At 50.4% G+C, this 13,569-nt stretch carries 13 protein-coding genes; 10 read left to right on the top strand and 3 right to left on the bottom strand.

Going from position 1 to position 13,569, the window contains the following annotated elements:
* A partial coding sequence (gene dxs, locus JMI88_RS11530) for a 1-deoxy-D-xylulose-5-phosphate synthase (RefSeq protein WP_201361973.1) occupies positions 1-1,376 on the top strand: 1,376 nt, incomplete at its 5' end.
* Between the two features lie 62 nt (positions 1,377-1,438).
* Here the strand turns inward: dxs and JMI88_RS11525 are convergent.
* The 3 genes from JMI88_RS11525 to JMI88_RS11515 all read right to left on the bottom strand — a co-directional run bounded on the left by JMI88_RS11525 (position 1,439) and on the right by JMI88_RS11515 (position 3,684).
* Positions 1,439-2,104 (bottom strand): ABC transporter ATP-binding protein, encoded by a 666-nt coding sequence (locus tag JMI88_RS11525; RefSeq protein WP_201361972.1) that lies wholly within the window; start codon positions 2,102-2,104, stop codon positions 1,439-1,441.
* On the bottom strand, positions 2,104-2,871 hold the full coding sequence (locus JMI88_RS11520; protein ID WP_201361971.1) for a Crp/Fnr family transcriptional regulator: 768 nt from the start codon (positions 2,869-2,871) through the stop codon (positions 2,104-2,106). Before JMI88_RS11520 ends, JMI88_RS11525 begins: the two co-directional genes overlap by 1 nt.
* A gap of 81 nt (positions 2,872-2,952) precedes the next feature.
* The gene (locus tag JMI88_RS11515; RefSeq protein WP_201361970.1) at positions 2,953-3,684 is read right to left on the bottom strand and encodes a response regulator; all 732 of its coding nucleotides are present in this window, start codon (positions 3,682-3,684) and stop codon (positions 2,953-2,955) included.
* Between the two features lie 650 nt (positions 3,685-4,334).
* Here JMI88_RS11515 and rpsB point away from each other — a divergent pair.
* From rpsB to ispG, 9 genes are all read left to right on the top strand, one after another.
* Positions 4,335-5,168, top strand: a complete 834-nt coding sequence (gene rpsB, locus JMI88_RS11510) for a 30S ribosomal protein S2 (protein WP_201361981.1) — start codon at positions 4,335-4,337, stop codon at positions 5,166-5,168.
* 222 nt (positions 5,169-5,390) lie between these two features.
* On the top strand, positions 5,391-5,987 hold the full coding sequence (gene tsf, locus JMI88_RS11505) for an elongation factor Ts (RefSeq protein WP_201361969.1): 597 nt from the start codon (positions 5,391-5,393) through the stop codon (positions 5,985-5,987).
* A 145-nt stretch (positions 5,988-6,132) separates the two neighbouring features.
* The gene (pyrH, locus tag JMI88_RS11500) at positions 6,133-6,867 is read left to right on the top strand and encodes a UMP kinase (RefSeq protein WP_201361968.1); all 735 of its coding nucleotides are present in this window, start codon (positions 6,133-6,135) and stop codon (positions 6,865-6,867) included.
* 85 nt (positions 6,868-6,952) lie between these two features.
* On the top strand, positions 6,953-7,510 hold the full coding sequence (gene frr, locus JMI88_RS11495) for a ribosome recycling factor (protein ID WP_201361967.1): 558 nt from the start codon (positions 6,953-6,955) through the stop codon (positions 7,508-7,510).
* A gap of 2 nt (positions 7,511-7,512) precedes the next feature.
* The gene (gene uppS, locus JMI88_RS11490) at positions 7,513-8,301 is read left to right on the top strand and encodes a polyprenyl diphosphate synthase (RefSeq protein WP_201361966.1); all 789 of its coding nucleotides are present in this window, start codon (positions 7,513-7,515) and stop codon (positions 8,299-8,301) included.
* Between the two features lie 274 nt (positions 8,302-8,575).
* Positions 8,576-9,481, top strand: a complete 906-nt coding sequence (locus JMI88_RS11485) for a phosphatidate cytidylyltransferase (RefSeq protein WP_201361965.1) — start codon at positions 8,576-8,578, stop codon at positions 9,479-9,481.
* Positions 9,482-9,794: 313 nt separating this feature from the next.
* Positions 9,795-10,976, top strand: a complete 1,182-nt coding sequence (locus JMI88_RS11480; protein ID WP_201361964.1) for a 1-deoxy-D-xylulose-5-phosphate reductoisomerase — start codon at positions 9,795-9,797, stop codon at positions 10,974-10,976.
* Positions 10,977-11,067: 91 nt separating this feature from the next.
* The gene (locus tag JMI88_RS11475) at positions 11,068-12,267 is read left to right on the top strand and encodes a M50 family metallopeptidase (RefSeq protein ID WP_201361963.1); all 1,200 of its coding nucleotides are present in this window, start codon (positions 11,068-11,070) and stop codon (positions 12,265-12,267) included.
* 20 nt (positions 12,268-12,287) lie between these two features.
* Positions 12,288-13,526: a flavodoxin-dependent (E)-4-hydroxy-3-methylbut-2-enyl-diphosphate synthase gene (ispG, locus tag JMI88_RS11470; RefSeq protein WP_201361962.1), complete on the top strand. Its 1,239-nt coding sequence runs from the start codon at positions 12,288-12,290 to the stop codon at positions 13,524-13,526.
* Positions 13,527-13,569 lie beyond the last annotated feature (43 nt).

Here is a 13,569-nt window from a genome sequence, read left to right as displayed (position 1 = left end):
AATATCTTGGAAATGTGCGTCGCATGCAGACCTCGCCAAGTTATCAGCGCTTACGCGATATGGCCAAGGGGTCGATTGAGCGCTTGCCAGTTGTGGGAGACAGAGCTCGTGAGGCCGCTGGACGTGCTGAAACCAGTTTTAAACAATTTATGATGCATAGTAAGAGTGGCGCGATTTTTGAAGAACTAGGCTTCAAGTTCTTTGGTCCCTTCGATGGTCATGATCTGGCAACTATGCTCGATGTATTCGAGAATGTGAAAAAGGTTGAAGGCCCGATTATTGTGCAGATGGTGACCAAGAAAGGCAAAGGCTGGGAAGTAGCTGAGGGTGACTCCACCAAGTGGCATGGCCCGGGCGCTTATGATTATACGACCGGCATCATCAAGAAAAACGCTGGCGATCCCCCATCGTATACCGAAGTGTTTGCTAATGCCCTGGTAGCAATCGCCGAGAAAGATCCCAAGGTGGTTGGTATCACCGCAGCGATGGAAGAGGGCACCGGCCTGAAGAAGCTACGTCAGCGTTTTCCTGAGCGCTACTTTGACGTTGGTATTGCTGAGCAGCATGGGGTAACGTTTGCTGGTGGCTTAGCCGTTGGCGGTCTTACTCCCGTTGCAGCCATTTATTCGACCTTCATGCAGCGTGCGATTGACCAGGTCATCCACGATATCGCCGTACAAAATCTGCATGTCGTGTTTGCCATGGATCGTGCTGGCCTGGTGGGTGAAGACGGGCAGACGCAGCATGGGGTGTTTGACATTGCCTTCTCGCGTATGATTCCCGGCATGAAAGTCATGGCACCGAAGGACGAAGAAGAGCTCCGGCACATGCTCTATACCGCAATCTACCTGGATGGTCCGGTTGCTCTGCGTTATCCACGTGGTAAGGGATTGGGTGTGCCAATGACCAACGATTTCCAGATGCTAGAAGTTGGTAAGGCCGAACTATTGAGTCCTGAGACTCTGGAAGCAGCCGAGCATCAGGAGACGGTGCTACTGGCCTATGGCGCGACTGTGGCGCAGGCTGAGCTAGCGGCCAAAGAACTGGCTGACGAAGGCATCCATGTCGCTGTTGTTAATGCACGCTGGGCAAAACCTCTTGATGAAGAGATGATTTTGCGCCTGGCGAAAGCGACGCGCCGCCTGATTACGATCGAAGATCATGTGGCTTCCGGTGGTTTTGGCAGCGCCGTCCTGGAACTGTTGGAGCGGCAAGGGCTCAATAAAGTTGATGTACGGGTTATCGGCCTACCAGATAAATTTGTGGAGCATGGAGCTTTGACCATCCTGAAAGAGCTTTATGGCCTTTCTTCAGCACACATTAAAGACGTTGTACGTGCCCAGTTGAACACCACAAATCGCACCCTGGCAAAATAAAGAAGGGATGGTATGTCCAGATTTCTTAAGAGAGAAATCTGGACATACCAGTGCACTCTTTCTTAGACGATTTTGCCGTCGCGCATCGAGATAATGCGGTGCACCTGCTCACCGATATCATGTGCATGGGTGACGATCACAAACGTCTGTTGTTGCTCCCGATTGAGCTGGAGCAGCAAATTCATAATATCGCTCGCGGTCGTGCTATCCAGATTGCCCGTTGGTTCATCGGCCCAGACCAGGGCAGGATTGTTCACCAGGGCGCGCGCTATCGTGACACGTTGACGCTGGCCTCCAGATAGCTCTGCGGGCCGATGGCGTGCGCGATCACTCAGATCAACGATATCGAGCATCTCCAGTGCGCGTCGCCTGGCTTTTTGACTGGGAACGCGTGTGACCAGCAATGGTAACTCCACGTTTTCTACCGCTGAGAGTACCGGCAATAAATTGAAATCTTGAAAGATAAAACCCATATGCTGTGCGCGATAGGCTGTGCGCTCCCGTTCGCTGAGATCGCGTAGATTATCGCCCCGGATGTAGATATCGCCCTCATCGATCGTATCTAATCCTGATAAGCAATTAAGCAGGGTTGTTTTCCCACAGCCGCTGGGTCCCATTACCGCGACCATCTCTCCCTGCGCTATTTCCAGTGAAATATCACTTAAAGCCTCAATTCGCAGCTGCCCACTGCGATAAATTTTTTTGACATGCTGTGCTTTGATAACCATCAATGCTCTCGTCGATGTAGTCCTGACTTGCTATTTGTCTGGGCCAATTGCCGTAACAAATCAGGCTGGCGGATAGCAATATGTTTTCTCCCCAACTGAATGGCGCGCACATCTTTTAATTCACGTAGTGCCGTACTGACCGTTTCGCGGTACACACCCAGGCGATCGGCCAGGTCTTCATGGCTGAAACCATTGACGGCCAGTCCATTGAACTCCTTACCCTGAACTGTAGCGAGCTGGAGCAAGAGCTCTGCCAGGCGCGCGGTAACGCTTTTGAAGGTCGTATTAATCAACTGATCCTCAAGCCCGGTCAGGCGTTGGCCCATCAGTTGCAGTAGCGCACCAGCGACTGCTGTATTATGCTGTAGCAGTTGCTCGATATCAGTTTTATTAAGCAGGTAGAGGGTGGCTGCGTCGATCGCTTCGGCGAAGCTGGTAGAGATATTGGGAGTGCAGAGTACTTGTTCTCCGAAGCATGCGCCCGTTTCCAGCGTCGCCGTAATTAATTTCCTGCCATCGGTAGAAAGATGGTAGAGCTGGATGCGCCCACTTTTCACAAAGAAGAGCGCATTACTGACATCACCGGGACGGTAGAGAATGCGCCCCGGCGAGCAAGGTAATGAAGTGATACTCTGTTCGATCGCGCTGAGATCCTGTGCACTGAAATGTTGAAAAATGGCTACCTGAGCCAGGAATGAGGTTTTATCCTCCACCTGATCTGATTGGAGGCGCACCATTCCGGAGTGGCTCGTTCGTTTTTCTCGCACGTATATTGTCCTATATGATAGTGACATCTCTTCTTTTCTATGATGAACACTATCCATTGTAACATATGCGTTTGATGATACTTAGCCTTCAACACTGGTCAAATAGATTGCCTCGGTGCGATTACGTGCGTGCAATTTCTCAAAGATATTCTGCACGTGTTTATGCACAGTAGACTCTGCAATCGATAGTTCCAGGGCGATCTCGCGATTTTTGCGGCCCTTGCGCATCAGATCGAGAATTTGCTTTTCACGTTCAGTCAATGGGCGTGGCAAATTGCTACCAGTGTCGCTTAAACCGGACTCGCCTGTAATTGTCACATGGGCGGTACGGCGTGGAGTGCGATAAGAGATGGAGGAAGATAACATACCGCCGTAACCAGCATGGGTTTTCCAGGAGGAGCGCAGGTAGGTAAGTACCTGAGTCGCGAAGGCACCAGGAATACAGAGATCATTGCGAGCGGCACAGCGAATAGCATGGATCAAAGCATCAGGCTCTATATCCTTGGTAATATAGCCCATGGCCCCTTTTTGGATCGCCTGAAAGAGTAACTGTTCCTGATGAGAGGAGGTAAAAATCACCACACGTGAATGGGGAGAACAGGCCAGCACACGCTCAGTCGCCTCAAAGCCTGTGCAGTCAGGCATATCTACATCCATGAGAATAACATCGGGCTGTGTTTCAGCCGCCTGTATTTCGGCCTCGTGCCCGTTACAGGCCTCGGCCACCACACACATTTCTTGCTCTTTTTCAATTACTTCGCGTACCGCGCGACGCATCAACGAATGGTCATCAACGATCAGAACTTTTACCATCTGTTTTCAATCCCTTTCTACTTCTGCAACCCCTGAAAATGGTATGAGCGTCACATTACCAATTAGCTAGAAATGTGTACTCTCACTTTATACTATACGCTCGAATTCAAGAAGCGGACGGTGTTCACCTATTTTTAGGAGTAGAATTTTGCGTGGTAGCCCTCTGGCGGCAGGAGCGCGGTGAAAAAGGGGGGGAGGATCAGGAGTAGGCATGCGGGCAAGAAAAGAAATACAAGAGCAAGATGGTAAGGCATCCGCAATTAAACGTACTCGGTAATAATATATTTTTCTGCGCATCATCCACACTCCCATTTTTTACCCTATTCTCTTATGAGATATAAAGATACATAATGAAAAAACAAGATGCATCTTTTCATAGTATACTCTATTTTTGCGTTCACGAGGAGATGCGGTCAAATTTCTTGCGTCCATAGAAGCTCTGTGCTATACTTCACTGGCAAAGTGGGCGAGAGCTGTTCGCCTGCTGAAAAAAACACAATAAATACACACGCTCTCTGAAATAGCGCTGACCCTGGGGTCCATAACTTCTACTGAGGTTTGGAGTAAGCAAATATACCTTAGGGGACCCTGGCGCCGTAAAGTGAGAGCGGAGGATCAAGGGAGGTCCGTTTTTGGCTAATATCATTTCCATGAAACAGTTGTTGGAAGCTGGTGTTCATTTTGGCCACCAGACACGTCGTTGGAATCCTAAGATGCAGCAGTTTATCTTTATGGACCGCAACGGCATTCATATCATCGACCTCCAGCAAACGGTAACTCGCCTTAACGACGCCTACAAGTTCGTTGAGCAACTGGTTGCTAATGGTGGAACTTTGCTCTTTGTTGGCACCAAGAAACAGGCCCAGGAAGCAGTGGCTGAAGAGGCCAAGCGCTGCGGAATGTTCTATGTCAATCAGCGCTGGCTTGGTGGTATGTTAACCAACTTCAAAACCATTCAGTCTCGTATCACCTATCTGCGTAGTCTTGAAGAGCGCCGCGACCGCGGCGATTTTGAGCGCCTGCCCAAAAAAGAGGTCCAGCACATGCAGGACGAGATCCTGCGCCTGGAGCGTATCCTGGGCGGCATCAAAGATATGCGCCGCTTACCAAGTGCTATCTTTATCATCGACACCCGTAAAGAGCGCACTGCAGTGATGGAAGCTCGTCGCCTGGAAATTCCTGTCATCGCTCTGGCAGACACCAACTGTGATCCCGATGAGATGGATTACCCGATCCCTGCTAACGACGACGCCATTCGTGCGGTTCGCCTGCTCTGTGCAAAAATTGCCGATGCTGCTGTCGAGGGCCGTCGTGAACTCGAAGCCCAGCAGAAAGACGTCGAGACCGGTGAAACTGAAGCACCAGTAGAGGCTGCTGCAGCGCCAGCCGCAGAGCCTGAGGCCGCACCGGTTGCTGAGGCACCTGAAGCCGAGATTGCTACCCCTGCTGTTGAGCCAGAACTGGTTTCTAAAGAGGCTCATTAGTCAAAACCAAACAGATTGTTTCGGTGGGAGAAAAGGGGCATAAGCGCCTCTGACTCCCGCCTTTTTGTGTAATATATTATGCTTTTTGACACGCGATTTGAGCGTGTGATCACTACATTTTCCATTTGTCAAGCACTCAGAGCCAAAAAAGATGGACGGCAGTTGTTGTACTGCTATTTAGATCTGAGTATCATACATAAAGATTGAGGAGAAACCAACGTTATGGAATTCGCAGCTACAGACGTAAAAAAGTTGCGTGAAGAGACTGGTGCGACATTTGCGGATTGTAAAAACGCTCTATCCGAAGCGAAATCCTGGGATGACGCAGTCAAATATCTGGAAGCACGCCGTGACAAAAAAGCTGAAAAGATGGTAACCGCTGGTCGTGAGACCAAAGAGGGTGGTGTCTTCTCGTATGTACACCACAACAATCGTGTTGGTGTGTTGATAGAGCTCAACTGTAGCACGGACTTCGTAGCCCGTAGCGAAAGCTTCCGCAACCTGGCTAACGACCTGGCTCTGCAGATTGTGGGCGTTGCTCCCCAGTATATCAATTACGAAGATGTCCCGGCTGAAGTTATTGAGGCCGCGCGCCAGAAATTCGCTGAAGACCCTTCGATGGCTCGTGTCCCTGAGGCTCGCCGCGAAGAAGTCTTCAGTGGCAAACTCAAAAAAGAGTTCAGCGCTCAGGTTCTGATGATGCAGCCCTGGGTAAAAGATGAGTCAGTAACGATCGGTGACCTTGTGCGTAAAGTGATTGCTGAAACCGGCGAGAACATCATTGTCCGCCGTTTTAGCCGCTTTGCTTTGGGTGAGTAGTTTTTTCCGGACTACCCTCCTTCGGGCCTAGCTCGGATGGATATTCCTTCTCCGTCACAGTGAGAGAGAAGGAATATCCTATGTGGATTGTAATAACAAACGAAGAGGCGTCCCTCACGGTCGCGCACAAGGGAGAACGGTAAAGATGTCAGTCGAGACAAAATATCGGCGTATTCTACTCAAGCTGAGTGGTGAAGCGCTTGGAGCTCAGGGATCAGGAATTGATGCCGAGACAGTACGGCGGATTGCCGGCGAGGTCAAGCGTGTCCATGATCTGGGTGTTGAGATCGCCATGGTTATTGGAGGCGGTAATATGTGGCGCGGTGTAGATGCTGCCGCGACCGGTATTGATCGTGGTACTGCAGACTATGTTGGTATGTTAGCAACAGTCATGAACTCACTGGTAATGCAGGATGCAATGGAAAAAATCGGCATTAGCACACGGGTTCAGACCGCGATTGAAATGCCTCCGGTGGCCGAACCATTCATCCGTCGCCGCGCGGTACGCCACCTGGAAAAGGGGCGTGTGGTGATCCTGGCGGCTGGTAGTGGAAATCCGTTCTTTACCACCGATACGGCTGCTGCATTGCGCGCTGTCGAGTTAAATGCGCAAGTGCTGCTCAAAGCGACCAAAGTGGATGGGATCTATGACGATGACCCGATGCGTAACCCGCAAGCTCGCCGGTTCTCCGATCTGAGTTATATGCAGGCGTTGAACATGGGTTTAAAAGTTATGGATAGTACCGCATTGTCATTATGTAAAGATAACAACATGCCGATCATGGTTTTCAACCTGCACCAACCTGGAGCACTGGAAGCCATTATGCATGGAGAAAAGTGTGGTACACTGGTCTCTACTGACGTGAAAGAACCGGTCTAGGAGTGTAGTAAGCTTACTGCACCACACCTCTCGTCACGTCCCGTTTTTGAGGTGCATATTGTACCTAGAACAAAGGGAGTATGCAATGACAGCAGATTTACTTGGGGATGCAGAACGACGGATGCAAAAGGCCATTGAGGCCTTGAAACAGGACCTCAATGCTATTCGTGCCGGTCGGGCGAGCGCTGCTTTAATTGATCGCATTACGATTGACTACTATGGCGCACCAACGCCTATTAATCAGGTGGCTTCGGTCTCTGTACCAGAGGCTCGTCTCCTGGTTATTCAACCCTGGGACAAACACATGTTGGTTGATATCGAGAAAGCGATTCAGAAATCGGATCTGGGTATTAACCCGAACAATGATGGGCAAGTCATTCGCCTGGTCATTCCTCCCATGAGTGAGGAGCGCCGTCGTGACCTGGTAAAGACTCTACATAAGAAATCTGATGAGCATAAGGTCGCTATCCGCAACATTCGCCGTGATGTACAGGATAAGATGCGCGACCGTGAAAAGAAAAAAGAAGTTTCCGAAGATGAGCTGAAGCGCAGTACCGATAAACTGCAGAAGCTCACCGATCGCTACATTGACGAGATGGATAAGATCGGAAAATCAAAGGAACTGGAGATCCTGGAGGTCTAACTTTGACCAAGATGCAACAACTCTTTTCATCCATAAAAGGAAAAGAGAAGAATTTAGCGCAGACGTCCCTTATCGCATCTGAGCCGCAGAAACAGCCAGTCCGCCACATTGCCATCATTATGGATGGCAATGGGCGCTGGGCCAACAAGCGGCATTTGCCGCGTCTGGCAGGACACAAAGCGGGCGTAACCGCACTCCGACGGGTCGTCGAGTGTGCTGCAGACGAAAATATTGAAATGCTCAGTGTGTATGCGTTTTCTACCGAGAATTGGGGACGCCCACAGCATGAAGTTGACGGTTTGATGCGTCTCTTCTGGGAGACCATTCGCTCGGATTTAGAAAAACTCCACCGTGATGGGGTTCGTTTGCGCCATCTTGGTCGATTGTATGATCTGTCTCCTGACATTCAGCAGGCTGTGCATGAGTCAATTGAATTGACAAAGGATAATACACGCATTGGCTTGAATGTTTGCTTTAATTATGGAGGACGTGCTGAGCTGGTGGACGCAGTCAGGCAGATTATCGCCGATGGACGTGACCCTGAGACGATCAATGAAGAATTGATTAGTTCTTATTTATATACCCGCGACTTGCCCGATCCTGATCTGGTAATTCGTACCGCTGGCGAGATGCGGGTGAGCAATTTCTTGCTCTGGCAATCTGCCTACAGCGAATATTATGCTACCTCAACACTCTGGCCTGATTTTGGGCATGAAGATTTGATGGCGGCCCTGGAAAGTTATAATCAGCGCCAGCGCCGTTTTGGTCGTTTAGACGTTCCCTCCAAGTAAGGAACGGTGATAGAATACGTAGAGACCACTAACCAGGAACTGCTCTACGTATTCTATTTTTTTGCATTGTTTTGGCGCTACATGCATAATACCTATGCGCAGGTACATAGGGAATCCTGGTCGAGCAGCGCTCGCATGGATGGAGCTGCCGAAGGTCAATTCTACGCAGATTACTGTATTACCAAGGGATTGTAAATAATGCGATCGCATCTGGAAACATGTTATTTTCTGTGTATGTTAGAATAACCTATAGCTTGACTGAGGAGTAAATTGTTTGCAAGGCACAAGTAAGCAGAATAGTAATGCGGGTATAACTGAGCCCGAGAAAAAAGCGAATACATCTGTAGGCCAACGCTGGTTGACCGCAGGTATTATGATGCCTGTTGTTCTCCTCTTTGTCTGGTTTGGTGGCTGGTGGGCCTTTCTGGCATGCCTGGCGGTTGTTGTAATGGGGACAATTGAGCTGCACACGATGTTACGCAAAGCCGGTTATCACCCATTGACAGTGATGAGCTACGCGCTCAGTGTGCTTTTCCTGAGTTCGGCTATGTTTCCGTCCCGACAGTTAATGATACTGCAGATAGGTCTGGGGGCCTCGGTTGTTCTTTCCTTTTGCTGGCTCTTTGCGCGTAAGCAATTGGAGGGCACCCTGATGGACTGGGCATTGACATTGGCCGTGCCCATGTATCTGGGCTGGTCGATGAGCTATTTCTTATTACTGCGTGGTTATGAAGTAGGTGTGCTGCACCCTATGCAAGGCTGGTGGGTCACCCTGCCCCGAGGCGTCTGGTGGCTCCTGATCACCCTTCTGGGCGTCTGGGGCTTTGATGGAGCAGCCTTCTTCTCAGGACGCTACCTGGGGCGTCACAAAATGGCTCCTCATATCAGTCCTGCTAAAACGTGGGAGGGTGTCGCCGGTGGACTGGTGCTCTCTATTATTGCCAGTCTGCTTTTCACTGTTGTCCCCTTAGGTGTACCCTGGTATTTTGCTATTGTGCTGGGATTACTGATAGGAGCCGCAGCCACCTTGGGAGACCTGGCCGAGTCTCTGATTAAACGTCAGATGCACGTCAAAGATAGCGGCCAGATTATGCCAGGCCATGGTGGCATGCTAGATCGTATTGATAGCCTGCTCTTCGCCGTTTTTGTGGTCTACGTCTTCTCACTATTTTTTAGATAGCCCAGATAGCCCGGATAGCCCGCTTCATATCTCGTCCTCACACCAGAAAAGTGTGTGGCGCACTACAAATATCGCATTCTGTGAAGGACGAGGGTTATCTTCCCTCGAGAGATTTTTGAGGCGCGGCCGCCTCTCTGGTTTTGGTAGTGTTGCCTGATGGCGGTAAAACACAAAAAAACCTTTTTAGCCAATAGCCAGATTGTTCAAAACGCAAAATCCTGGCTCATACATGCTATAATCTGGATGAAAGACTAAACTGAGACATTACTTACAGAATGTAAGTAAGCAAATATATATCATAGGTTGAGTTCTCATGACAACGTTCCCTAAACGTATTGCTTTACTAGGAAGCACAGGATCTATCGGGCGGCAAACCCTCGATGTCGTGCGGCGTTTTCCCGAACAATTTCGTATCGTCGCTATGGCTGCGCGCAGCAACGTTGATTTGCTGGCACAGCAAGTGCAGGAGTTTCAGCCTGAGCTGGTTACCTGTTATGCTGATGCTCCTGAGGTTGAGGCAAAAGCCCGGCGCCTGTTGCCGCAGGCCTTGCTCGGCGAACAGGGCCTGCTGGCCGTTGCCACCCATGCTGATGCCGATATCCTGGTTGCCGCTACCTCCGGCCTGGTTGGCCTGATGCCCACGCTGGCAGCAATCGGAGCTGGCAAGACAATCGCGCTTGCCAACAAAGAAACTCTAGTCATGGCAGGTCACCTTGTAACCCAGGCTGCCCAACGGGTTGGTGTGCCTATTTATCCTATTGATAGTGAGCATAGTGCCATCTGGCAGTGTTTACGGGGAGAAGAGCAAAAAGACATTCATCGGCTCCTCTTAACCGCATCGGGCGGGCCCTTCCGAGCTACTCCTCTAGAGGAGCTCAAAACGGTTACGGTCAAGCAGGCCCTGGCCCATCCCACCTGGAGTATGGGGCCCAAGATCACCATTGATAGTGCAACCTTAATGAACAAGGCGCTGGAAGTTATTGAGTCTCATTGGTTCTTTGGTGTACCATATGAGAAGATGGAAGTAGTGGTGCATCCAGAAAGTATCATTCACTCGATGGTCGAGTTTGTTGACGGCTCTATCAAAATGCAAGCCAGTTTGCCAAGCATGCACCTCCCTATAATGAATGCCCTGGGGTATCCCAACCGCCTGGCATCCGCCGACACGGATTTTATTCGTGAACTGCGCTGGGCTGATGTAGGCGTGTTGCATTTTGAGGACCTGGAACTGACGCGCTTCCCCTGTTTCCGACTTGCAGTTGAAGCTGGCAAGCGTGGTGGAACTTATCCCTGTGCCCTGGTAGGTGCCGATGAAGAAGCCGTCGAATTATTCTTGACTGGCAAAATTGGCTATCTGGAGATTGCCCAAATAATTGAGACTGTCTTAGAGCGCCATCAATCAATTGAACAGCCAGATGTTGCTGCGACCCTTGAGGCTTGCGCGTGGGCGCGTCGCACCGTGCGTGAGTTATGGAAAAAGCGTGCACAGGTTTAGTGATTGAAGGACTGCAGACCGCCGTTAGTTGATAGGGCAAGCATCGTCAGATGGTATGAATAAAGATGAGTCTTGAGAAAAGGAAAAGGGGATGAGCTGGTATATACTTGCTGTTGTTCCTGTGTTGGGATTGCTCGTGTTTGTACACGAGCTAGGACATTTTATTGCGGCAAAGTGGGCTGGTATTCGAGTTGACGAATTCGCGATGGGATTCCCCCCTAACATCGTTGGCTTTCGCAAGCGTGAGCGCGGCGGCTGGGAGGTCTTGTGGTTCGGCCGTGGTAGCTCGGTGATGGATACCAGCAATATCCAAAATCCCTTTGGCAATGCCAGTGACGTGCCTACGGCTCCGCCTACGCGCACGCTGTATTCATTGAACCTTTTGCCCCTTGGCGGTTATGTACGTATGGTGGGTGAGAATGGAGACGCTGTTGATGAGAATGGGCGCTATGACGAAGGGAGCTTCGCCGCTAAAACGGCAGGTAAACGCATCATTGTGCTCTGTGCCGGTGTTTTCATGAATTTCCTGCTTGGCATTGCTTTGTTTACTATCGCCTATGGTCTGGGTGAGCCAATGCCCACGCCAACGGCAGTGATTGGAACAGTGCAAGCGAATTCGCCTGCGGCCGTAGCTGGTTTAAGGACAGATGATACTGTGGTAGCTGTGAATGGGAAGGCGGTAAAAGATTTTAACGCCATGTCGACGGCGGTGACGCAAATTATTAACGCCGATAAGGGGAAAAATGATCACATACCCATTCATTTGACCATTCGTCGTGGCCAGCAGGGTGGTACCCAGGAGGTGATCGTCAATGCACGCACCCATCCGCCGCAAGGCCAGGGCTATATGGGCGTGGGAGCAAAAGTCTTAACCATGCATTATCCTCTCTGGGAGGCCCCTTTTAGAGGTATCGCCCATACCTTTGATTTTATTCATCAATACCTGTCCATAATTGGAAAAATGATTATTGGCGCAATTCAGCCACAGTTCTCGGGCCCTGTTGGTATCGCTCAGGTCACGCAAAGTGTGGCAGAGCAGACCCCTGTTGTTGGCTGGTGGCCTATATTAAGTCTAACGGCTGCATTAAGTTTGAATTTAGCGATTTTTAACATTTTACCTTTCCCCGCTCTGGATGGTGGACGCGTCTTCCTGGTATTGGTAGAGATATTGCGTGGTGGAAAACGCTTGAAACCGGAGCGCGAGGGACTTATTAATCTGGTTGGTTTTGCCTTACTATTAGTTCTTATGATTGTGGTCACCGTGAGTGATCTTATGCATTGGAACGGCTAAAATGGAGTTTGCTTTCAATTATGCGAAAAAAAACACGACAAATACATGTAGGTAATGTAGCAATTGGTGGAGACGCCCCAATTATCGTTCAATCAATGACCACTACCTATACACGCGACGTAGAGTCTACCGTGGCGCAGATACAACGCTTGCAGGATGTAGGATGTGAGTTGGTGCGTGTCGCAGTGCCTGAGATGGAAGACGCTGTGGTTTTGAGCGAAATTAAGAAGCGTATCAATATTCCATTGGTTGCTGATATCCACTATAACCCGGAACTGGCGTTAGAAGCGATTCGCCAGGGCATTGATAAGGTCCGCATTAATCCTGGCAATTTGTTGCAGGGCCGCAAATCGCTGGAGAAAATTGTACTGGCGGCTAAAGAGCGCGATGTTGCCATGCGTATCGGTGTGAACTCGGGCTCGATAGATGCTCTGGACAAAGTAGCACAGATGCAGCGCGTGCAGGTTCGCCTGCGCGATGATGGGACGCTTGAGCGCACCGATCCCGCTGAGGCTCGCCGTCAGGAGCGTGAGCAGTTGGCCGAGCGTATGGTCACACGCGCGCTGGAGTATATCGGTTGGTGTGAGGAGCTGGATTATCATAACCTCGATGTCTCATTGAAGTCATCGACTGTACTGACGGCCATTGAAGCCTATCGTCGCTTCTCGCAGCGCTCGGACTATCCCATTCATCTGGGTATTACTGAAGCGGGCACCCTGGTGACCGGAGCCGTTAAATCTTCGGTTGGACTAGGCATTCTGCTGGCCGAAGGCATCGGTGATACTATTCGCGTTAGTTTGAGTGCAGAGCCAGAGGAAGAGATTCCCGTCGCCTTTGAGATCCTGCGCTCGTTAGAGCTGCGCAACCGTGGCGTCACCTTCGTCTCCTGCCCCTCCTGTGGACGTGTTGAGATTGATGTTATCAGTGTCGCCAATGAAGTCGAAAAGCGCCTCTCTAAAGTACAGACTCCGATTCAAGTGGCAGTCATGGGTTGTGTCGTCAATGGCCCTGGAGAGTCACGTGACGCTGATGTGGGCCTGGCTGGCGGTAAAGGTAAGGGTGTGATCTTCCGCAAGGGGCAGGTGATCAAAACCGTGCCCGAGGATCAATTTCTGGATGCGGTCCTGAAAGAGGTTGCTAGCTTGTTGCCTGAGGCGGAGGCAAAGGTCGTCTATCCAGAGGGCGGCATTAAAGATGTGGCCGGCACTCACCGCACTCGTGATGAAGGCATGAATCTGCCAATCTTACCACGCCTCTGATATATATAATACACATAAAAAGAGCAGAGGCTCTATCAGATCC

The sequence above is a fragment of the Dictyobacter formicarum genome, from assembly GCF_016587435.1.
Note: the sequence above shows the minus strand (reverse complement) of the source record. Positions and strands in the feature narration are given on the sequence as shown.